This is a genomic window from Ferrovibrio sp., assembly GCF_036381655.1.
In the GTDB taxonomy this organism is placed as follows: domain Bacteria; phylum Pseudomonadota; class Alphaproteobacteria; order Ferrovibrionales; family Ferrovibrionaceae; genus Ferrovibrio.
On record NZ_DASVCJ010000014.1, the window covers coordinates 71,603 to 91,766 of the forward strand.

Sequence of the window (20,164 nt, forward strand, 5' to 3'; positions counted from 1 at the left end):
ATCACAGACCTCCGGAGAGTGTGAGTGGCGGCGGATTTTGTCAATCTGACCTCGTGGAGGGACCTGTCATGCCGATGGAAATGGCAATCGCCCTGATGGGGTTTGCATTCGTGATGTCGATCTCGCCCGGACCCGGCAATTTCCTGCTGCTCACCTCAGGTGCCAATTTCGGATTCGTGCGATCCCTGCCGCTGATGCTCGGGATCAGCGGCGGCTTCCTCGCCATGGTCTTCGTCGTCGGCCTCGGCCTGGGCGAGGTGTTCGAGCGCTATCCGCAGGTTTATGACGCAATGCGCATCCTCGGTGCCGCCTACGTGCTGTGGATGGCCTGGACATTGATGCGCGCGAGAAGCATCGGCGGCGGCGGGCGGGAGGTGGCGCAGCCGATCGGCTTCGTGCAGGCCGCCCTGCTGCAGCTGGTGAACCCGAAGGCCTGGGCGGTGGCCCTGATCGTCACCGTTACCTACACGGTGCCGGACAATTTCCTGTTCAGCTTGGTCCTGCTGATTATCCTGTTCGCCATCGTCAACCTGCCGGCACTCAGCGTCTGGGTGATGTCGGGCGCGGTGCTGCGCGGGGCGCTGGTAAAGGGAAGGCGCATCGTCGTATTCAACATCGCGATGGCGGCGCTGCTGGTCGCCTCGATGGCCCCGGTTCTCATCAGATGATGCTCATCAGATGAAAAGGAGAAGCGTTGTCACGCCCGGACCATGCCCCGGCCTGCCCCGGGCATGGCCCCTAGCCCCGCTGCGCCAGGATGAAGAGGCGGCGGAAGGGAAACAGCGTGCGGCCGTTGACTTCCGGCTTGTAATGCTGCGTTACGCGGCGACGGTAATCGGCTTCGAAGGCACTGCGCTCGGGCTCTTGCAGGCGATCGAGGAACTGCTTCAGCCAGGTGCCCTTGGTATATTCCGCCACCGGGTTTTCCCCCGAGAGCACCTGCAGATATTCGCTTTCCCAGATGTCCAGCGACGCAGCCTTGCCGTGCAGCAGCCGCCAGTAATGCTGCGGCCCGGCCACCGGCTTGCGGCGCAGATGCGGCTCCAGCCTGGCGCGCCACGGTCCCTGCTCGATCGTATCGACGATGCAGGTATGCGACGGCGCGGCGAAATTGCGCGGCATCTGGATCGCCAGCCAGCCGCCCGGCGCAACGCAATCCAGCAGGCCCGGGATCAGCGAATCATGATCGTCGAGCCAGTGCAAAGTCGCGTTGGAATAAAGTACGTCGGCCGCTTCGGGCGGACGCCAACGCGCCACATCCGCTTCGATAAACCGCACGGATGGATATTCGGCGCGCGCCTTGGCCAGCATGGCCGGGGACGAATCGACGCCGGTAAGCTGTGTCTGCGGCCAGCGTTGCAGGATCAAGGGACTGAGGTTGCCGGCGCCGCAGCCGAGATCGACCACACTGCGCGGCGCCGTCAAGGGGATGCGGCTCAACAGGTCCACGGCCGGTCGCAACCGCTCGCCGGCGAATTTCAGGTATTGCGTCGGGTCCCAGCTCATGAGAGGAACGGTAGCGGGAGAAACGTCAACGACAAAGGCAGAAATTATGAATTCTTCTCAAGCCGCCTTCTCTTACGCTCAACCGCTGCAACTGACCGGCATGCGCGTATTGCCGGAACATATCGATGCCAACGGCCATATGAATGTCGGCTTCTACAACGTGATTTTCGACCAGGCATTGGACCGCTTTTTCACGCCATTCGATCTCGACTGGGCCTATGTGAAGCGCACCAATCTTTCCACCTTCGTGCTGGAGACGCATGTCTGCTATCTGCAGGAAGTCGTCGAAGGCGATGAACTGCGCTTCACTCTCCAGCTGCTCGGCCATGACGCCAAGCGCATCCATTATTTCATGGAAATGTTCCACGCGCAGAAAGGCTATCTCGCCGCGACCTCGGAGCAGATCCTGGTGCATGTCGATCTCGCCACACGCAAATCCTGCCCCTTCCTGCCGGAGCATCAGAAGCTGTTCGCGGCGATGTATGAAGGCCATTCCAAGCTGCCCAAGCCGCCCCAGGCGGGCCGCAGCATCGAAATGGGGAAGAAATGACGGCAGCGCACCGCTGCAGATGCCGCCTAATTGCATAAATCGTCGCCTTCGGCGCAGGCCAAAGGTGACGATCTGTTATAAGATTCTCGGTCCAGGCGGTCATACCCGGCACAAGACCAGGCATGACATAACAGCGCCGGTCAGGTGCCGATCTTAATCTCCACTTCCACAAAGGCCATCGGCTCGGTGCCGGCGTTGATCACGTCATGCGCCACGCCCTTGGGCCGCGAATAGCTGCCGCCGGCCGACATGGTGACCAGGCTCTCGATGCCGTCCTTGTCGACGATCCTCAAAGTCGCGTCGGTCAGATAAGTGACGGCATATGGATATTCGTGGACATGGAAGCCGGTCGCGGCGCCGGGCGCGAAATCCCACCGTGTGATCCGCACCCGCTCGTCGTCAACCTGCCGAGTCGGCACCGCCTGTCTTGTCATCGCCATTCTCCGCCTTCGCCTGTTGTCCCGATGAAGACTTCCTCTGGGAATAAGGCTGCCGCAGCGGGCGGCCCTGCGCAATGGCCTTCAGCATGCCGCGGAAGGTGCGCACCTCCTGGCTGGCCAGCGGGACGCGCTGCAGTACGTTGCGCAGGTTGCGCAGGATCGCCGGACGTTTGGGCTCGACATTGTGGAAGAAGCCGGACCTGTCGAGTTCGGCGGTGAGGTGGCCGAACAGGCCCTGTATTTCCTCCTGCGTGGCAAAACCGCCGCGCACGGTTTCCATGCGGCTGGCCGGCGTCTGGTCAGCCGCAGTGAACCATTCATAGCCGATCAGCAGAACCGCCTGCGCGAGGTTGAGCGACGAAAATCCCGGATTGAGCGGTACGTTGATCGCCGTATGCGCCAAGGCCACATCCTCGTTGTCGAGTCCGGTGCGTTCGCGGCCGAAAAGAATCCCGACCCGATCGCCTTCCGCTTCCTCGGCGCGGATACGGATGGCCGCCTCGCGCGGGGTGACGAATTCCTTCATCAGGTCGCGATGCCGCGCCGTGGTGGCGTAGACGCGATGCAGGTCGGCAACCGCCTCGGCCGTCGACTTGAAAACGCTGACCGCATCCAGCACCGCATCCGCCTTGCTGGCCAGCACATAGGCGGAAGGATTGGGCCAGCCGTCGCGCGGATTGACCAGGCGCAGCTCGGTGATGCCGCAATTGAGCATCGCGCGCGCCGCAGCGCCGATATTCTCCCCCAGCTGCGGTTCGACCAGCACGATGACCGGGCCGCGGCGCAGCGGACCCGGCGGCGCGTATTTGCCCAGCTTGGGCCTATGGGTTCCAGCCATGGATTGCGTCAGCTGCGGTCGGCCGGTGCGCCGTCGCGCAGCAGCTTCCACTGGATGGAATCCATCAGCGCGACGAAGGCCGCATCGATGATGTTCGGCGACACGCCGACCGTGAACCAGCGATTGCCCTGGCCATCGGCGGATTCGATCATCACCCGTGTCGTCGCCTCGGTGCCGCCATTGAGGATGCGCACCTTGAAATCGACCAGCCGCAGATCCTCGATATAGCCCTGATAGCGGCCGAGATCCTTGCGCAGCGCGCGATCCAGCGCATTCACCGGCCCATTGCCTTCGGCGACCGAGAACAGCGTTTCGCCATCGACGTTCACCTTCACCGTGGCTTCCGAAACCGTGACCAGTTCGCCGCGGGCGTTGAAACGGCGCTCGACCATGACCCGGAAGCTGCGGATCTTGAAGAATTCCGGCATCTGGCCAAGCGTGCGGCGCGCCAGTACCTCGAAGCTCGCTTCGGCGCCATCATAGGAATAGCCTTCCGCCTCGCGCCGCTTCACATCCTCCAGCAGCAGATTGAGCCGGCTGTCATTCGGATCGTAGGCAATGCCGGCTTCGTTGAGCCGCACCAGCAGGTTGGAGCGCCCGGCCTGATCGGAGATCAGGATATGGCGCTTGTTGCCGACGGATTCCGGCCGGACATGCTCGTAGGTGCGCGGGTCCTTCATCACCGCCGAGACGTGCAGCCCGCCCTTATGGGCGAAGGCGGAGGCGCCGACATAGGCGGCATGGCGGTTCGGCGCGCGGTTGAGCAATTCATCCAGCAGCCGCGAAGTTGCCGTCAGATGCGTCAGATCCTGTTCGCTGAGACCGATATCGACATGCTCGGCGAACCAGGGCTTGAGCATCAGCGACGGGATCAGCGCGATCAGGTTGGCATTGCCGCAGCGCTCGCCCAGACCGTTCAACGTACCCTGCACCTGGCGCACACCGGCCTTCACGGCGGCCAGGGTGTTAGCCACGGCGTTTTCGGTATCGTTATGCGTATGGATGCCGAGATAATTGCCGGTCCCGAGCTTCGCCGTCACCTCGCCGACTATGCACTCGACCTCATGGGGCAGCGCGCCGCCATTGGTATCGCACAGAACGGCCCAGCGGGCGCCGGCATCAAGTGCCGCCTTGAGACAGTCGAAGGCATATTGCGGATTGGCCTTGTAGCCGTCGAAGAAATGCTCGGCGTCGAACATCGCCTCGCCGAATTTAGCCTTGGCAGCGGCGATGCTGTCGGCGATCAGATCGATATTCTCGGCATTGCTGATGCCCAAGGCGACCTCGACCTGGAAATCCCAGCTCTTGCCCACCAGACAGGCCGCATCGGCCCTGGCATCGAAAATCGAGGCCAGGCCCGGATCGTTGGCGGCCGAGCGGCCTGGCCGCCGCGTCATGCCGAAGGCGACGAATTTGGCGCGCTTCAGCGCCGGCTTCTCGGCAAAGAATTCCGTGTCGGTCGGATTGGCGCCAGGCCAGCCGCCTTCGATATAGGCGACGCCGAGCCTGTCCAGCGCCTTGGCGATGCTGCGCTTGTCCTCGACGGAGAAGTCGACGCCCTGCGTCTGCGCGCCGTCGCGCAGCGTCGTGTCGAACAGATAGACGCGATCCTTCGCCATGGTCCTTACATCCGATACATCACTGGCCGCGCAGGCGGGCCAGCACCCGCTCGCGCCCGATCAAGGGTAACAGGGGTGCCATTTCGGGCCCCTTCTCGCGCCCGGTCAAGGCCAAACGCAGCGGATGGAACAATGCCCGCCCCTTCACCCCGGCTTTGGCCGCGATCGTCTGCGTCCAGGCTTTCCAGGTGGCGGCATCCCAGGGCTCGGGCGGCAGGGTTTCGATCGCCGCCTGCACCACGCCCCGATCCTCGATCACCGGCACGATCTCGCCGGCGACCACCTGCCACCACTCGGCCGCTTCGGAGAGCTTGCCGATATTGCCGCGCACTGCCAGCCAGAAGGCCTCGCTCGCGCCCTGCGGCAGGCGGTTGCGCACGGCGGCAAAGTCCGTCATGTGCAGGATTTTGGCATTCAGCAGATCGAGTTCATGCGCATCGAGCCGCGCCGGCGCCCGGCTGAAGCGGCCAAGATCGAAGCCCGCGATCAGGGCATCCAGAGAGACCTGCGGCTCGACCGGATCGGCCGAGCCCAGCCGCGCCAGCAGGCTGTTCAGGGCCATCGGCTCGTAACCCTGCTCGCGCAGATCGGCCAGGCCGAGCGAGCCGATGCGCTTGGACAGGCCCGCGCCCTCGGCATCCAGCAGCCAGGAAAAATGCCCGAAGGCCGGCACGGCATAGCCCAGCGCCTCGAAAAGCTGGATCTGCGCCGCCGTGTTGGTGACGTGATCCTCACCGCGGATGATGTGGCTGATGGCGAGATCGCCGTCATCGACGACCGAAGACAGCGTATAGAGCGGATAGCCGTCGGAGCGGACCAGTACGGGATCACTTAAGCTCGCCGTGTCGATCTCGACCCGTCCATGGATCAGATCGTTCCAGGCAACCAGGCCGGGCATCAGCCTGAAGCGCCAATGCGGCTTGCGGCCCGCGGCGTCCAGCTTGGCGCGATCCTCCTCGGTCAGCTTCAGCGCGGCGCGGTCATAGACCGGCGGCTTGCGCTGGCTGAGTTGCACCTTGCGGCGCAGTTCCAGTTCCTCCGGCGTCTCGTAACAGGGGTAAAGCCGGCCGGCCGCTTTCAGCGCCTCGACGGCTTCGCCATAGAGCGCGAACCGGTCCGACTGGCGGGCGAAGCGGTCCCAGCGAAGCCCGAGCCACGTCAGGTCGTCCTCGATCCCCTTGGCATATTCGGCCGTCGAACGGCCGGTGTCGGTATCGTCCATACGCAACAGGAAAGTGCCGCCGGATTTGCGGGCGAACAACCAATTCAGCAAGGCGGCACGCGCATTGCCGACATGCAGCCGGCCGGTCGGACTCGGCGCAAAACGGACAGCGACGGTCATTTCCTGAATATCCGGTCCGGGGCATCCCGGAAGGCGTTGGTGATCGGGTAGCGCCGGTCGCGGCCGAAATTGCGCGACGTGATCTTGACTCCCGGCGGCGCCTGGCGGCGCTTATACTCGGCGATATACAAAAGATGCTGCACGCGCCGGACCACATCCTCCGGATAGCCGGCGGCGACGATTTCGCGCACCGGCTTCTCCTTCTCGACCAGCATTTCGAGGATGGCGTCGAGTTGTGCATAGGGCGGCAGACTGTCTTCGTCGAGCTGGTTCTCGCGCAATTCGGCCGTCGGCGGGCGCTGGATGATCTCGGGCGGAATCACTTCGCCGTCCGGACCCAGGCCGCCATGGGGCTTGTTCAGATTGCGCCAGCGCGACAGTTCGAAGACCGTCATCTTGTAGACGTCCTTCAAGACGCTGTAGCCGCCGCACATATCGCCATAGAGCGTGGCATAGCCGACCGACATCTCCGACTTGTTCCCGGTGGTCAGCACCATGTGGCCGAACTTGTTGGACAGCGCCATCAAGGTTACGCCGCGAACGCGGCTTTGCAGATTTTCTTCGGTGATGTCCGGCTCCCGGCCGGCGAAAGACGGCGCCAGCATGCCGGTGAAGGCCTGCACCGCCGGTTCGATCGGGATCGTCTCGTAGCTGACGCCGAGCACCCTGGCGCATTTGGCGGCGTCATCGAGGCTCTGCTGCGAGGTGTATTTCGACGGCATCATGACGCAGCGGACCCTCTCGGGTCCGAGCGCATCGACCGCCACCGCCGCCGACAGCGCGGAATCGATGCCGCCCGAGAGACCGAGCACAACGCCGGGAAAACGGTTGCGGTTCACATAGTCGCGCAAGCCCAGCATCATGGCATGATAGATCGCCGTCAGGCGATCCATCGGCGCGACCATCGGCCCCTTCTCGCAGCGCCAGCCGGCCTCGCCGCGCACCCAGGTGGTCAGCGCGATGTCCTCGCGGAATTCCGGCTGCCGCACCACGAGGGAATGATCGGCGTTCAGCACGAAACCGCCGCCGTCGAAGACCAGTTCGTCCTGGCCGCCGACGCAATTCACGTAGGCGAGCGGCAGGCCGGTCTCGACGACGCGGGCGAGACCGAGATTGAGCCGGATATCCCATTTATCGGCTTCATAGGGCGAGCCGTTCGGCACGAGCAGCATTTCGGCGCCGGTCTCGGCCAGACATTCGGCGACGTCCGGCTTCCACATGTCTTCGCAGATCATCACGCCCAGGCGCACGCCGCGGAACGAAATCGGCCCGGGCATGGGGCCCGGCTCGAAGACGCGCTTTTCGTCGAAGACACCGTAATTCGGCAGGTCGTATTTGTAGCGGATGACAGCGATCTTGCCGCCCTCGAGCAGGAGTCCCGCATTGTAGAGCTTGCCGTTCTCCCGCCAGGGCGAGGTGACCAGAAGCGCGGGCCCGCCATCGGCGGTCCTGGCCGCCAATTCATGCACCGCGGCCTCGCAGGCCTCCTGCACCGAAGGGCGCAGCACAAGGTCCTCCGGCGGATAGCCGATGATCACCAGCTCCGGGAAAACCACCAGATCGGCCCCGCCTTTGGCGGCCTCAACCCGTGCCTTCTCGATCAGGCGGGCATTGCCTGGGATATCGCCCATGATCGGGCTGACCTGGGCTAGGGCGATGACGAGGCGGTCTGGGGCGGCGGACATGGCTCGATGGCGGATATGTTTGGGCCTGATTTAACCCTGCGGCAGGTTTATCTCAACCGGGACACCAGTTTACAGTGCCCGGCAATGGATTAGATAGCCTTGCACCGACCAAAGGGAGGCCCAAATGCCGGGAAAAAATATCCAAGTGCTGATGAAGCAGCATCCACAGGGCTGGGTGAAGGAGGAGGATTTCGAGGTCGTCGAGCGGGAGATCCCCAAGCCCGGCCCCGACCAGGTTCTGGTCCGCAATATCTACCTCTCGCTGGACCCCTATATGCGGGGCAGGATGGACCCGGTGCGCTCCTACGCGGCCCATCTCAATCCCGGCGACATGATGGGCGGCGGCACGGTCGGCCAGGTGATCGAAAGCAATGTCGCCAGCCTGCCGGTCGGCACCTATGTGAACGGCATGCTGGGCTGGCAGGCCTATGCGACGGCCAGGGCCGACGAACTGCGCGTTCTGGACCCGAAGATTGCGCCGATCTCGACCGCCCTCGGCGTGCTGGGCATGCCGGGCTGCACGGCCCATTACGGCCTGATGGAGATCGGGCAGCCCAAGCCGGGCGAGACGGTCGTCGTCTCGGCAGCGTCGGGCGCAGTCGGCTCGGTGGTCGGGCAGATCGCCAAGATGAAGGGCTGCCGCGCGGTCGGCATCGCCGGCGGCAAGGCGAAATGCGACTATGTCGTCAACGAACTGGGCTTCGATGCCTGCATCGACTACAAGGCATCCGATTTCAAGGAGCGGTTCAAGGCGGCGACGCCGGACCGCGTCGATGTCTATTTCGAGAATGTCGGCGGCGAGGTGATGGAGGTGGTATTCGCGCGGCTGAATGCCTTCGCGCGCATCGCGCTCTGCGGCATCATCAGCCAGTATAACGGCCAGCCATATGCTTTCACCGGCATGCGCCATCTGCTGGTCAATCGCGCCAAGCTACAGGGCTTCATCATCTCCGAGCATATGTCCTACTGGCCGGGCGCCATTGCCGAGATGGCCGGCTGGATCAAACAGGGCAAGCTGAAATACCGCGAGGATATCGCGGACGGCCTGCAGAATGCGCCGCAAGCCTTCATCGGGCTGCTCAGCGGCAAGAATTTCGGCAAGCAGCTGGTGCGGATCGGACCCGAGACGGTCTAGGCAACGCCATAGAGGAACATCAGCGCAAGGCCGGCGGCGAAGGCTGCCGCCTTGCGCAACCAGGCCCGCATGTCGCCAATCAGGGCATAGGAGATCAGCGCCAGCGCAAGGCCGATCTTGACCATGGCCAGCAGCGCCATGCCGGGTGCGGTCGCGATCTGCATCAGCGCCGGATTGGCGACGAAGCCGATCGGGATCAGGAACAGTCCAAGGCCGATGCGCATGGCGACGCCGGCCACCGGCAGCCAAGGCGTGCCGGCGATGCTGGCGGCGACGAAAACCGTGCCGCAGACCGGCGGCGTGATCGTGCAGAGCAGCGCATACCAGAAGACGAACATATGCGCGTGCAGTTCCGGCAGGCCGAGCTTGACCAAGGCCGGTCCGGCCACGGCGACGCAGATCAGGTAAGCTGCCGTGGTCGGCAGCTCCATGCCGAGAATGGTGCAGGCCAAGGCGGTCAGCAGCAGAGCCGCCCAGAGCCTGCCGCCGGAAAGATCGAGGATAAGGCCGGTAATCTTCACGCCAAGTCCGGTGGCGTGAAAGACGCCGACGATCAGCCCGGCGCAGATGAGGATGGCGGCGATGAGCGCGATCTGCCGCGCGGCATCCACGGCTGCGATCTTCAGGCGCTGGACGAACAATGACGGCGACGGCCGTTTCTTCTCGCCGTTCCATATCAGCATGGCGACGGTCACCGCAGTGGCGATCATCGCCGAATAGGCCGGCGAATAGGCCAGCACCAGGAGCATGAGGATCAGGATCACCAAAGGCGCGGCGAAGAACGGCACCGAGGCGATGGCGGCGCGCCAGCCGGGCAATTCGTCGGCGGTCAGGCCCTTGAGGCCGAAGCGCAGCGCGAAGAAATGCACGCCGATCCAGGCGGCAAAGAAGAACAGAACCGCCGGCAGGATCGAGGCGATGGCGACATCGGCATAGGGCTTACGGATCAGCTCCGCCATCACGAAAGCGGCCGAGCCCATCACCGGTGGCATGATCTGCCCGCCGGTGGACGCGACCGCCTCGACCGCGGCCGCCAGCGGGCGCGGATAGCCCATGCGGATCATGGCCGGGATGGTGATCGCGCCGACCGAGGCGACATTGGCCGAGGCCGAGCCGGAAATGGTGCCATAGAGCGCCGAGGCCAGAACCGAGACTTTTGCCGCACCGGCGCGATAGCCGCCGGCAAGCTGCATTGCCATGGCCATGAAGCCGCGCCCTGCTTCGCCTGCCGACACCGCGGCGCCAAGGATCATGAAGGGGACGATCAGGTCGACGGAGATGCCGGTCAACTGGCCCCACAGGCCGCCCTCGGCCAGCACCAGACTGCCGAGGAAGTAATCCGGCGGCAATTCCGGATGGCCCAGGGCGCCGGGCAGATACTGTCCGAAGAAGCCATAGAGCAGGCACAGCACGGCGACGCCCGGCAGCACCGGCTGCACGGCCCGCCGGGCCATCTCAAGCGTGACCAGGATCAGGCCGAAGGCCAGCACCCATTGCCAGAGGCTGCCGTCGAGCGAGCCGTATTGATCCAGGATGGCCCTGCGGTTGGCGATCAGATAGGCAGTGCCAACCCAGCCGGCGACCACAGCGGCGACGCCGATCCAGCGCGCGATACGGCCGCGGCCGCGCGCAAAAAGAAAGACCCACGGCAATGCCGCCGCGAAATGCAGCGGCCGGCTGACCAGGTTCGGCACCAGGCTGGTGAAGATCAGCCAGACATGGATGCCGACGGTAATCGCGGCACAGGAAATCAGAAGCCAACCCGGCCGCGCGCCGGCATCCTCGGTCTGCATGATCTATTCTTGCACCAGCCTTACTGCATGTCGGCGGGAATCTTCACGCCGGCTTCCTTGTAATATTTCAATGCACCCGGATGCAGCTTGGTGTTGTGCAACGCGCCAATCAGGTCCGGAGTTACCGCCGCCCACCAGGGATTCGTCTTGGCCATCTCGTTCTTGTTGGCCCAGAAGTCCTTCACGATCGCATAGGCGGTCGCATCGTCCATATGAGTCGTGGCATAGGCCCCCACCGGCACGCCCACGGTCGCGACATCCTCGTCGACGCCCTTATAGGTGCCCTTGGCGATGGTGATCGGGCTGGAGGACGGATCGTTCTTGACCAGGGTGTCGATCTGTTCCGGCTGAAAGCCCAGGATGCGGATCGGCGTTGTGGTCGCCAGTTCCTGTACCTGCGGCGTCGGGTGCGACGAACAGGTGGCGTAGCCGATCACCTTGCGGTTCTGCAGCGCGCTGGCGGCCGAGGCCAGCTCGACATCGACGAAGTTCACTTTTCCATCGAGGCCGAGCAGCCTCAGGATCGTGCGGGTACGGCCGTCGCAGAAAGTGCCATGACCGCCGGAGATGAAATCCTTGCCGGCGAGATCCTCGATCCTGGTCACCCCGCTATCGGCGCGTACCACGAAATGGACGGTCACGTAGGGCATGACGAACAAGGTACGGATCGCGTCATAACCCTTCTCGCCCTCGAAGGGCTTCTTGCCCTCGCGCGCGGCGGCGAGCAGACTGGGCGGCGTGGTGAAGACGAAATTGCCCGGCCGCCGGCCGGCTTCCTTCACATTCTGCACGGAGCCCTGGCTTTCCTCGACGGTGGCCTGGATCTGCCCCTTGCTCTCGGCGCGAAGGGTCTCGCCGAGCTGCACCATCATCACGTAATAGGAAGACGATGCGGTGGCGGATTTCAGGGTGACGCGAGTCTGCGCCTGCGCCGCACCGGCAGCAAGCGAGACGACAAAAACGACAGCAGCAAGATGCGCGAAGAAGCGGCGCATGAATTCCCTCCCAATGATTTTCAATTCAGGGATTTTACCCAGCAGGGCTGCAGTCTTGGCCTAACCGTCCTGTTTACGCAACAGGAATTCGCGGCCAACCTTCACGCTCGGCCTGCCGTCATAGGCGACAATATCGGCCGTCGCATAGGTTTCGGTCCAGTTATCCGGCAGATACGATCCGGTTCCGACGATATCGATCGGCGCCGCAACGCTGGCCATCACCTTGCATTTCGCCGCATTGAACCCCGAAGAGGCTACGATCTTCACGTTGAAGAAGCCGGCGCGGTCGAGGGTTGCGCGCATGTGATAGATCGCCGCCGCCGAGACGCCGGTGCCGACCAGCCAGCGCAGTTCCATCTCGGTGCGGTACTGTCGGATGGCATTCGGCACATGCCGTTCCAGCACCGCATAAGATGCCTGCGGGTCCAACCCCTCGACATAACGGCCGCCGTGGGTATCTAGCCGCACGGCCAGACGGCCTTCGTTGGCCGCGTCGGGAAAGCGGTTGCAGACGGCGAGCGCATCGGTGATCTCCTGGCCGTAATAATCGACCAGCACCGTCATCTGTTCGCCCGGAAAGGTCTCGGCGTAGAGTTCGGCTGCCCGCAGGGTCGACCCGGCATAGCCGATCAGCGCATGCGGCATCGTGCCGAAACCCTTGTCGTTGCCGAAATAATGCGCCGTGGCATCCGTGGCGTTGCCGATGAAACCGGCGGCGCCGACATCGCGGCGCGCCGCGCGGCTGCCGACGCTGGCGGCATAGGCCATCATCTCGGCCATCTCCGCGCCGGCGCAGTGACGCGCATCCATGGCGAGGAAACGCGCATTCGGCAGATCGCAGCACATCGAATAGGCGTTGTAAGCGGCGACGCAGGCCGCGCCGAGCTTTTGCAGATACAGCGTCTCGAGGTCGACCAGTTGCGCCATCGGGCCGGTCAAATACAGCAGCGGCTCGCCGGCGCCGACCCAGGTGCCTTCTTCGTGGCACAGCTCGATGCCGAATTTCACCCCGCGGCACGCGCCGACCTTTTCCAGCCAATCGACTGCCAATTGCGGGCAGAAGATCACCGGCCGGCGCATGAACACGGCATAGGTGACCTTCTTGTCGCCATACCGCTGGACGATTTCCTTCGTCTTCTTGAAATAGGCATCCGTGTTGGCGTCGATATGACGCTCGATCTCGGCCGCCTGATGCGGCGGAACCAGAGGCGTGACTTCAGGCTTGCGCTGCATGACGGAGCCCGCCGCGATTGACCCGCTCCAGTTTGAGCATCTCGGCGATCAGGAATGCCAGTTCCAGGGCTTGGGACGCATTCAGCCGCGGATCGCAATGCGTATGATACCGGCTGGACAGATCGTCGTCGCCGATCGCCTGCGCACCGCCCATGCATTCGGTGACATCCTGGCCGGTCAGTTCGAGATGGATGCCGCCGGCATTGGTGCCTTCAGCGATATGCACCTCGAAGAACTGCCGTACCTCGGACAAAATGCGGTCGAACGGCCGCGTCTTGTATCCCGAGGTCGAGGTCAGCGTGTTGCCGTGCATCGGATCGCAGGACCAGACGACGGCACGGCCTTCCTGCGCCACCCTGCGCACCAGCGCCGGCAGATGCTTGTGCACCTTCTCGTGGCCCATGCGGGCGATCAGCGTAAGCCGGCCCGGCTTGTTGGCCGGATTCAGGATGTCGATCAGGCGGATCAGTTCGTCCGGATCGGTGGTCGGGCCGCATTTCAGGCCGAGCGGATTGAGCACGCCGCGCAGGAATTCGACATGCGCGCCATCCGGCTGCCGGGTGCGGTCGCCGATCCAGAGCATATGCGCCGAGGTATCGACCCATTCGCCCGAGGTGGAATCCACCCGTGTCAATGCTTGCTCATAGCCCAGCAGCAACGCTTCGTGGCTGGTATAGAAATCGACCGAGCGCAATTCCGGCGTCTGATCCGGCGTAATGCCGCAGGCTTCCATGAAGCTGAGACATTCGGTGATGCGCGAAGCGACATCCTGCCAGCGCTCGGCTTCCGGGCTCTTGGCGACGAAGCCGAGATTCCAGCCGTGCACCCGATGCAGGTCGGCATAGCCGCCGCTGGCGAAGGCGCGCAGCAGGTTCAGCGTCGCGGCTGCCTGGCTGTAGGCCTGTACCATGCGGTTCGGATCCGGGATGCGCGCCTCGGGCGAGAATTCCATGCTGTTGATGATGTCGCCGCGGTAGCTCGGCAACTCGACATCGCCGCGCTTCTCCGTCGGCGCCGAGCGCGGCTTGGCGAACTGGCCCGCCATGCGGCCGACCTTGACCACCGGCAGGGCGGCGCCAAAGGTCAGCACGACGGCCATCTGCAGCAATACGCGGAAGGTATCGCGAATGTTGTTGGCGCTGAATTCGGCGAAGCTCTCGGCGCAATCGCCGCCCTGCAGCAGGAAAGCGCGGCCTTCGGCCACCTTGCCCAGGGCGGCCGTCAGGTTGCGCGCCTCGCCGGCAAAGACGAGCGGCGGAAACTTGGCCAGCTTTTCCTCCGCAGCCTGCAGGGCCGCGGCGTCGGGATACTCCGGCACCTGCTTGATCGGCTTGCTGCGCCAGCTATCAGGCGACCATTTGCGCGCGCTCATAATACCTTGCTCCTCGCGTACTAACTGCTTCGTATGCTTACGATTTTGCCGGTCTAGAATAGAGCCGCCGCGCCGGGTTTTCTAGCCGCGCGACTCGACGGATTTGCGGGGCGCAAATACCCCCATCGGGATGCTCTCCGGGAAAAAATCGAAGCCGGCCAATATGTTGGAAGGTCAGACGCTGAAAATCTTGCCGGGATTCATCAGGTTGTCCGGATCGAGCGCCTTCTTGATCGCGCGCATGACGCTGACCGCCTCGCCATGTTCGGCGGTGAGATACTTCATCTTGCCGCGGCCGATGCCATGCTCGCCGGTGCAGGTCCCGTCCATCCGCAGGGCGCGATGCACCAGACGTTCGTTGAAGGCCTCGATCGCCTCCAATTCCTGCGGATTGTTGCGGTCCAGTACGATGGCGAGGTGGAAATTGCCGTCGCCGACATGGCCGACCAGCGGCGCCACCAGCCCGGTCTTGAGCACATCTTCCTTGGTTTCCAGGATGCATTCCGCCAGCCGGGAAATCGGCACGCAGACATCGGTCGCCCACATCTCGCAGCCCTTGCGCAGCGCCTTGGCAGCATAGGCGGCATCGTGCCGTGCCTGCCACAGCCTGGCGCGTTCTTCCGGCTTGGTGGTCCACTGGAAGTTATTGCCGCCATGATCGCTGGCGATCGATTGCACCATCTCCGCCTGTTCGGCCACGCTCGCCTCGGTGCCATGGAATTCCAGCAGCAGCAGATTCTGCTCCGGCAGGTCGAGCTTGGAATGCTTGTTGACGGCGGCGACCTGCACGTCATCCAGCAGTTCGATCCGCGCCACCGGGATGCCGGCCTGAATGGTCTGGATCACGGTGTTCACTGCGCCTTCCAGGGTGGCGAACGAGCAGACCGCCGAGGACATCGCCTCGGGGATACCGTAAAGCCGCAGCGTGATCTCCGTGATGACGCCGAGCGTGCCTTCCGAGCCGACGAACAGCCGCGTCAGATCGTAGCCGGCGGCGGATTTCTTCGCCCGTTTCGAGGTGCGGATGATGCGGCCATCGGCCATGACGACGGTAAGCGCCAGAACGTTCTCGCGCATGGTGCCGTAGCGCACCGCATTGGTGCCGCTGGCCCGGGTCGAGACCATGCCTCCGATCGAGGCATCGGCGCCGGGATCGATCGGGAAAAACAGGCCGGTGTCGCGCAGATATTCGTTGAGCTGCTTGCGCCGCACGCCGGGCTGCACCACCACGTCGAGGTCCTCGGCGTTGACCTGCAGTACCTTGTCCATCTGCATCAGGTCGATGCAGACGCCTCCCTGCGGCGCGGAAACATGGCCTTCCAGCGAAGTGCCGGCGCCGAAGGGAATGATCGGCAGACCGTGCCGGGCGCAGATTTTCACGATTTCCGAGACTTCTTCGATGCTGCGCGGAAACGCCACCGCATCCGGCGGAAAAGTCGGGTTCCACGATTCGTCATGGCCGTGCTGCTCGCGCACTGCTTGCGCCGTGGACAGGCGGTCGCCAAGAAGCTGCTTTAATGCCGCGATCGCCGTTTCGGTGGCGGCGGGCGACAGACGAGGCTGGGCGGCGGCAACGGGGGCCATGGGCGTTTCTCCTTCAAGTCCCTTAGAGGTAACGCTTTGCCGCCGTTCGGGCAATTCCCAAGGCCGCGCGGGTGGCCAGCCAACCCGCCATGGGCTATGTAGGCGGCATGTCCGCAGACCCCTTCGACCTGTCCGGATTCGAGCCGGAATCGGCCGATCCGCCGCTCGACCCTGCCGCCGCGGCCGCCCTGCCCGCGCCGGACTGGATCGGCCGGCTGAATACGGCGCAAACCGAGGCGGTCGCTCACCTGGATGGCCCGCTGCTGGTGCTGGCCGGTGCCGGCACCGGCAAGACCCGCGTGCTGGTTTCGCGGCTGGCCAACATCCTGTATCGCCGCCTCGCCTGGCCGAGCCAGATTCTGGCGGTAACCTTCACCAACAAGGCCGCGCGGGAAATGCGCGAGCGGGTCGAGCAGCTCGTCGGCAGCCAGGTCGAAGGCCTCTGGCTCGGCACCTTCCACGGTATCGCCAACCGCATCCTGCGCCGCCATGCCGAGTTGGTCGGCCTGAAGCCGAACTTCACCATCCTGGACGACGAAGACCAGCTTCGCCTGATCAAGCAGATCGTCGAGGCCGAGGGGCTGGACGAAAAGCAACTGCCGCCGCGCAATCTAAAGGGGCAGTTCGACCGCTGGAAAGACCGCGGCCTGCCGCCGGCAAAAGTCCCCGAGAGCGAAAGCGGCTTCGCCGAGGGCCGCGGCATGCAGCTTTACCGGCTGTATTGCGAGCGCCTGCTGCAGCTCAACGCCTGCGATTTCGGCGATCTGCTGCTGCATAACCTGACGCTGTTCCGCGACCGGCCGGAGGTGCTGCAGAAATACCAGCACCAGTTCCGCTATATCCTAGTCGACGAGTATCAGGACACCAATGTGGCGCAGTATCTCTGGCTGCGGCTGCTGGCGCAGAAGCATAAGAATATCTGCTGCGTCGGCGACGACGACCAGTCGATCTATGGCTGGCGCGGCGCCGAGGTCGGCAACATCCTGCGTTTCGAAAAGGATTTTCCCGGCGCGAAGATCGTGCGGCTGGAGCGCAATTACCGCTCGACGCCGCATATTCTCGGCGCCGCCTCGGGCCTGATCGCCCATAACGAAAGCCGGCTCGGCAAGACGTTATGGACCGAGCTGAACGAGGGCGAAAAGGTCATCGTCCAGGGCATCTGGGATGGCGACGAGGAAGCCCGTCTCGTCGGCGAGGAAATCGAAGCATTGGAGCGCGAGAAAGTGCCGCTGAACGAGATCGCCATCCTCGTCCGGGCCGGCCATCAGACCCGCGCCTTCGAAGAGCGCTTCATTACCATCGGCCTGAAATATCGCGTGGTCGGCGGTCTGCGGTTCTACGAGCGGCGCGAAATCCGCGACGCCATCGCCTATTTCCGCGTTCTCATGCAGCCCGACGACGACCTCGCTTTCGAGCGCATCGTCAACGTACCCAAAAGAGGCCTGGGCGAGAGCACCATGCAGCTGGTCCATAAGGCGGCCCGCGGCGCCGGCAAATCGCTGACCGCGGCCCTGCGCGACCTGCTGGAGACCGACGAGATCAAGCCGAAGCAGCGCAACACGCTGCGGAAACTGCTGGCCGATTTCGAACGCTGGCGCGGGCAGGCGCAGGAATTGCCGCATACCGAGGTCGCCCAGATTCTGCTGGAGGAATCCGGCTACATCCAGATGTGGCAGGAGGACAAGTCACCCGAAGCGCCCGGCCGGCTGGAAAACCTGAAGGAACTGATCGGCGCCTTGGGCGAGTTCGAGAATTTCGCCGGTTTCCTCGATCACGTCAGTCTGGTGATGGAGGCCGACGAGTCCGAAGACGCCGACATGGTCAGCATCATGACGCTGCATGCCGCCAAGGGACTGGAATTCGACTATGTCTTCCTGCCCGGCTGGGAGGAAGAGCTATTCCCCAGCCGCCGCTCGCTCGAAGGCAACGGCGTTGCCGGACTGGAGGAAGAAAGGCGGCTCGCTTATGTCGGCCTGACCCGTGCCCGCAAGCGCGCCCATATCACCTTCGCCGCCAATCGCCGCATCTACAATCAATGGGCCTCGGCCATCCCGTCCCGCTTTCTCGACGAGCTGCCGCCGGAGCATATCGAACAGCGGGCCCAGGCGGGCCTCTACCGCGGCAATCAGCGGACTGGCTATATCAGCGGCGGCTTCAGCGAATCCGCCGCGGCACAGGCCGGCGGCTATCAGGGCCATAGCTGGGATTTCACCCGTAAATCGCGGCGCGGAGGCCTGATCGAGGGCCGTGCGCGCCGCCTCGATGACGACGACGTCGTGCAGCACAGCCCCGACGATCACGCCTTCGGTATCGGCGATCGCGTCTTCCATCTGAAATTCGGCTATGGCCGCATCCGCGAGATCGAGGGCAACAAGCTGCTGATCGGCTTCGAGAAGGCTGGCGAGAAACGCGTCATCGCCTCCTTCGTCGAAAAAGCCTGACACGGTCCATGCCGATATCTCCCGAATTCTGGTCGGCCGAACTCGACCTGCCCTCCGATCTGGTTGCCGCGGCCGAGGAATTGCTGGGCGAGTACGGCGTCGCGCTGACCTCCTACGAAGTGCTGCAGCCCGGCATGGCGATCAGCCCGCTTTGGCGGGTGCAGGTGCTGTTCGATGCGCCGCCGGATGAAGCCGAATGGCGCCAGCGGCTGACGGATATCGCTGCCGGCCTCGGCGTCGCCGATCCGGTCATTACGTTTTCCCACATCCCGGCCCGGGACTGGGTCCGCCATACGAATAAGCTCAACGCGCCGATCCGCGCCGGCCGCTTTTTCCTGTATGGCGCCCATGATGCCGGTGCCGTGCCGCCGGGCACCCTCGCCCTGCAACTCGATGCCGGCCTGGCTTTCGGCACCGGACGTGCCCCGTCGACCTATGGCTGCCTGCTGGCGATCGACACGCTCTGCCGGATGCGTGCGCCGCGCCGCGTGCTCGATATGGGCACCGGCTCGGGCATCCTGGCCATGGCGGCGGCCAAGGCCGGAGCGCGCCAAGTGGTTGCCGCCGACATCGATCCGATCGCCGTGGCGGTGACGCGGCAGAATCTGCGGCTGAACGGCTTGAGCCGGCAAATCGCCGCCTTTGTCGCTCAGCGGCCGGACGATCCAAGACTGGCGGCGGACGGGGGTTACGATCTGGTGGTGGCGAATATCCTGGCCGAGCCGCTGTGCCGCATGGCGACCAGTCTGGCCCGGCAGGTGGCGCGCAGCGGCCATCTTGTCCTCTCCGGCCTGCTGGCGCGGGAGGAGGCGGCGGTTGCAGCCCGGTACCGGGCGAGCGGCTTGCGACTTACGCGCCGCATCGCCCGGGAAGGCTGGCATACGCTGGTTTTCGCGCGCCGCGCCTGACGCGCCGGCGCTCAATGGGGCTCAGGCCGCCGCTTCGGCCTGCACCTCGATGGGCTGCACCGTGAGGGGCCGCACCTTGGCCTCGTCGGCATTCTCATTCGACGGCGCCGCCGGACGATGGATCTCGCCGGCCACGGCGGCCGGGATGCTCGAGCGGCTCAGCCCCATATCATGCAGCGTACGATCGTCGAGCGAGCGCAGTTCGGCTTCGGCGGCCCTGCGCCGCAGGCCGGCGGTCAGCGCTTTCCAGCAACCGGCCAGGAAAGCCGCGATCGCGCGGGCGCGCATCCGGCGGGCCTCCATCTCGAGCTGAACGTAATCGGCCAGGCCGAGAAAATGGTACGGGTAGCTGGTGAGAGTGGCGGGCTTGTCAAAATGCGGGGTTTTCATGGCCATTTCCTACTAGAGCGTAGTTCGATGTCTCTGAATCGTGTCTTGGGACCTGTTTGAGACGGTGGTGAGTCCTTTGTGAGTCGGCGCCGGTTTTGGGTTTCGGGTTTTCGACGAATCAGATTCACCATCCCTGCTGGTAGGAGGTCAGCAGGGATGGTTCGACCGTATTCGCTGGATCTGCGTGAACGGGTAGTGGCCCGGGTTGCCGCTGGGGAGACCTGCCGCAAGGTGGCGGCAACCTTCGGGGTAAGCGTGGCGAGTGTGGTGAAGTGGTCGCAGCGCTACCGCGCCACCGGCAGTCCGGCGGCCAAGCGGATGGGCAACACGCGA

At 64.2% G+C, this 20,164-nt stretch carries 18 protein-coding genes; 6 read left to right on the top strand and 12 right to left on the bottom strand.

What is annotated here, in order from left to right; genetic code table 11:
• Positions 1–68 precede the first annotated feature (68 nt).
• Positions 69–668: a LysE family translocator gene (locus VF194_RS03075; RefSeq protein WP_330887915.1), complete on the top strand. Its 600-nt coding sequence runs from the start codon at positions 69–71 to the stop codon at positions 666–668.
• Positions 669–738: 70 nt separating this feature from the next.
• Here the strand turns inward: VF194_RS03075 and VF194_RS03080 are convergent, their stop codons facing one another.
• A complete protein-coding gene (locus VF194_RS03080; protein WP_330887916.1) occupies positions 739–1,506 on the bottom strand; it encodes a methyltransferase domain-containing protein in 768 nt (255 codons plus the stop codon).
• Between the two features lie 46 nt (positions 1,507–1,552).
• Between VF194_RS03080 and VF194_RS03085 the strand changes: the two genes are divergently transcribed.
• Positions 1,553–2,056: a thioesterase family protein gene (locus tag VF194_RS03085; RefSeq protein ID WP_330887918.1), complete on the top strand. Its 504-nt coding sequence runs from the start codon at positions 1,553–1,555 to the stop codon at positions 2,054–2,056.
• A gap of 140 nt (positions 2,057–2,196) precedes the next feature.
• Here VF194_RS03085 and VF194_RS03090 read toward each other — a convergent pair whose 3' ends face one another.
• The 5 genes from VF194_RS03090 to VF194_RS03110 are packed head-to-tail and all read right to left on the bottom strand — an operon-like array spanning position 2,197 to position 7,980.
• Positions 2,197–2,490 carry a cupin domain-containing protein gene (locus VF194_RS03090; RefSeq protein WP_330887920.1) on the bottom strand — a complete coding sequence of 98 codons (294 nt, stop codon included), beginning with the start codon at positions 2,488–2,490 and terminating at the stop codon, positions 2,197–2,199.
• On the bottom strand, positions 2,456–3,334 hold the full coding sequence (locus VF194_RS03095) for an RNA methyltransferase (RefSeq protein ID WP_330887922.1): 879 nt from the start codon (positions 3,332–3,334) through the stop codon (positions 2,456–2,458). The genes VF194_RS03090 and VF194_RS03095 overlap by 35 nt, the downstream gene beginning before the upstream one ends.
• Positions 3,335–3,342: 8 nt before the next feature.
• On the bottom strand, positions 3,343–4,953 hold the full coding sequence (gene cimA / locus VF194_RS03100; RefSeq protein WP_330887924.1) for a citramalate synthase: 1,611 nt from the start codon (positions 4,951–4,953) through the stop codon (positions 3,343–3,345).
• 19 nt (positions 4,954–4,972) lie between these two features.
• The gene (gene gltX, locus VF194_RS03105; RefSeq protein ID WP_330887925.1) at positions 4,973–6,295 is read right to left on the bottom strand and encodes a glutamate--tRNA ligase; all 1,323 of its coding nucleotides are present in this window, start codon (positions 6,293–6,295) and stop codon (positions 4,973–4,975) included.
• Positions 6,292–7,980: an NAD+ synthase gene (locus VF194_RS03110; RefSeq protein ID WP_330887927.1), complete on the bottom strand. Its 1,689-nt coding sequence runs from the start codon at positions 7,978–7,980 to the stop codon at positions 6,292–6,294. The genes gltX and VF194_RS03110 overlap by 4 nt, the downstream gene beginning before the upstream one ends.
• A gap of 124 nt (positions 7,981–8,104) precedes the next feature.
• On the opposite strand from VF194_RS03110, the gene VF194_RS03115 reads away from it, so the two are divergent.
• Complete coding sequence (locus VF194_RS03115; protein ID WP_330887929.1) at positions 8,105–9,115, top strand: NADP-dependent oxidoreductase; 1,011 nt, start codon at positions 8,105–8,107, stop codon at positions 9,113–9,115.
• Here VF194_RS03115 and VF194_RS03120 read toward each other — a convergent pair.
• The 5 genes from VF194_RS03120 to VF194_RS03140 all read right to left on the bottom strand — a co-directional run bounded on the left by VF194_RS03120 (position 9,112) and on the right by VF194_RS03140 (position 16,092).
• Positions 9,112–10,908: a TRAP transporter fused permease subunit gene (locus VF194_RS03120; protein WP_330887931.1), complete on the bottom strand. Its 1,797-nt coding sequence runs from the start codon at positions 10,906–10,908 to the stop codon at positions 9,112–9,114. The two genes, VF194_RS03115 and VF194_RS03120, sit on opposite strands and share 4 nt — an antisense overlap.
• A 20-nt stretch (positions 10,909–10,928) precedes the next feature.
• The gene (locus tag VF194_RS03125) at positions 10,929–11,903 is read right to left on the bottom strand and encodes a TAXI family TRAP transporter solute-binding subunit (RefSeq protein ID WP_330887933.1); all 975 of its coding nucleotides are present in this window, start codon (positions 11,901–11,903) and stop codon (positions 10,929–10,931) included.
• 60 nt (positions 11,904–11,963) lie between these two features.
• Positions 11,964–13,136, bottom strand: coding sequence for a nicotinate phosphoribosyltransferase (locus tag VF194_RS03130; RefSeq protein ID WP_330887935.1), 1,173 nt, complete (start codon positions 13,134–13,136; stop codon positions 11,964–11,966).
• On the bottom strand, positions 13,120–14,508 hold the full coding sequence (locus tag VF194_RS03135; RefSeq protein ID WP_330887937.1) for a class II 3-deoxy-7-phosphoheptulonate synthase: 1,389 nt from the start codon (positions 14,506–14,508) through the stop codon (positions 13,120–13,122). Before VF194_RS03135 ends, VF194_RS03130 begins: the two co-directional genes overlap by 17 nt.
• A 174-nt stretch (positions 14,509–14,682) precedes the next feature.
• Positions 14,683–16,092 carry an FAD-binding oxidoreductase gene (locus tag VF194_RS03140; RefSeq protein WP_330887939.1) on the bottom strand — a complete coding sequence of 470 codons (1,410 nt, stop codon included), beginning with the start codon at positions 16,090–16,092 and terminating at the stop codon, positions 14,683–14,685.
• A 107-nt stretch (positions 16,093–16,199) separates the two neighbouring features.
• Between VF194_RS03140 and VF194_RS03145 the strand changes: the two genes are divergently transcribed.
• Together VF194_RS03145 and VF194_RS03150 are read left to right on the top strand one after the other, a co-directional pair.
• On the top strand, positions 16,200–18,533 hold the full coding sequence (locus VF194_RS03145; RefSeq protein ID WP_330887941.1) for an ATP-dependent helicase: 2,334 nt from the start codon (positions 16,200–16,202) through the stop codon (positions 18,531–18,533).
• Positions 18,534–18,541: 8 nt separating this feature from the next.
• Positions 18,542–19,441, top strand: coding sequence for a 50S ribosomal protein L11 methyltransferase (locus VF194_RS03150; RefSeq protein ID WP_330887943.1), 900 nt, complete (start codon positions 18,542–18,544; stop codon positions 19,439–19,441).
• 21 nt (positions 19,442–19,462) lie between these two features.
• Here the strand turns inward: VF194_RS03150 and VF194_RS03155 are convergent, their stop codons facing one another.
• Entirely contained in the window at positions 19,463–19,831 is a 369-nt protein-coding gene (locus VF194_RS03155; RefSeq protein WP_330887945.1) for a DUF1127 domain-containing protein, read from the bottom strand.
• 156 nt (positions 19,832–19,987) lie between these two features.
• Between VF194_RS03155 and VF194_RS03160 the strand changes: the two genes are divergently transcribed.
• Positions 19,988–20,164: helix-turn-helix domain-containing protein (locus VF194_RS03160; RefSeq protein ID WP_330887949.1), on the top strand; the 177-nt coding region annotated here is incomplete at its 3' end.

Bases quoted from the DNA above. Each gene is read 5' to 3' on its own strand.
- VF194_RS03080 (WP_330887916.1), bottom strand. From the start codon at position 1,506: ATGAGCTGGGACCCGACGCAATACCTGAAATTCGCCGGCGAGCGGTTG.
- VF194_RS03110 (WP_330887927.1), bottom strand. From the start codon at position 7,980: ATGTCCGCCGCCCCAGACCGCCTCGTCATCGCCCTAGCCCAGGTCAGC.
- VF194_RS03145 (WP_330887941.1), top strand. From the start codon at position 16,200: ATGTCCGCAGACCCCTTCGACCTGTCCGGATTCGAGCCGGAATCGGCC.
- VF194_RS03140 (WP_330887939.1), bottom strand. From the start codon at position 16,092: ATGGCCCCCGTTGCCGCCGCCCAGCCTCGTCTGTCGCCCGCCGCCACC.
- VF194_RS03135 (WP_330887937.1), bottom strand. From the start codon at position 14,508: ATGAGCGCGCGCAAATGGTCGCCTGATAGCTGGCGCAGCAAGCCGATC.
- VF194_RS03115 (WP_330887929.1), top strand. From the start codon at position 8,105: ATGCCGGGAAAAAATATCCAAGTGCTGATGAAGCAGCATCCACAGGGC.
- gltX (WP_330887925.1), bottom strand. From the start codon at position 6,295: ATGACCGTCGCTGTCCGTTTTGCGCCGAGTCCGACCGGCCGGCTGCAT.
- VF194_RS03085 (WP_330887918.1), top strand. From the start codon at position 1,553: ATGAATTCTTCTCAAGCCGCCTTCTCTTACGCTCAACCGCTGCAACTG.
- VF194_RS03095 (WP_330887922.1), bottom strand. From the start codon at position 3,334: ATGGCTGGAACCCATAGGCCCAAGCTGGGCAAATACGCGCCGCCGGGT.
- VF194_RS03155 (WP_330887945.1), bottom strand. From the start codon at position 19,831: ATGAAAACCCCGCATTTTGACAAGCCCGCCACTCTCACCAGCTACCCG.
- VF194_RS03120 (WP_330887931.1), bottom strand. From the start codon at position 10,908: ATGCAGACCGAGGATGCCGGCGCGCGGCCGGGTTGGCTTCTGATTTCC.
- VF194_RS03125 (WP_330887933.1), bottom strand. From the start codon at position 11,903: ATGCGCCGCTTCTTCGCGCATCTTGCTGCTGTCGTTTTTGTCGTCTCG.
- VF194_RS03075 (WP_330887915.1), top strand. From the start codon at position 69: ATGCCGATGGAAATGGCAATCGCCCTGATGGGGTTTGCATTCGTGATG.
- VF194_RS03130 (WP_330887935.1), bottom strand. From the start codon at position 13,136: ATGCAGCGCAAGCCTGAAGTCACGCCTCTGGTTCCGCCGCATCAGGCG.
- cimA (WP_330887924.1), bottom strand. From the start codon at position 4,953: ATGGCGAAGGATCGCGTCTATCTGTTCGACACGACGCTGCGCGACGGC.
- VF194_RS03150 (WP_330887943.1), top strand. From the start codon at position 18,542: ATGCCGATATCTCCCGAATTCTGGTCGGCCGAACTCGACCTGCCCTCC.
- VF194_RS03090 (WP_330887920.1), bottom strand. From the start codon at position 2,490: ATGACAAGACAGGCGGTGCCGACTCGGCAGGTTGACGACGAGCGGGTG.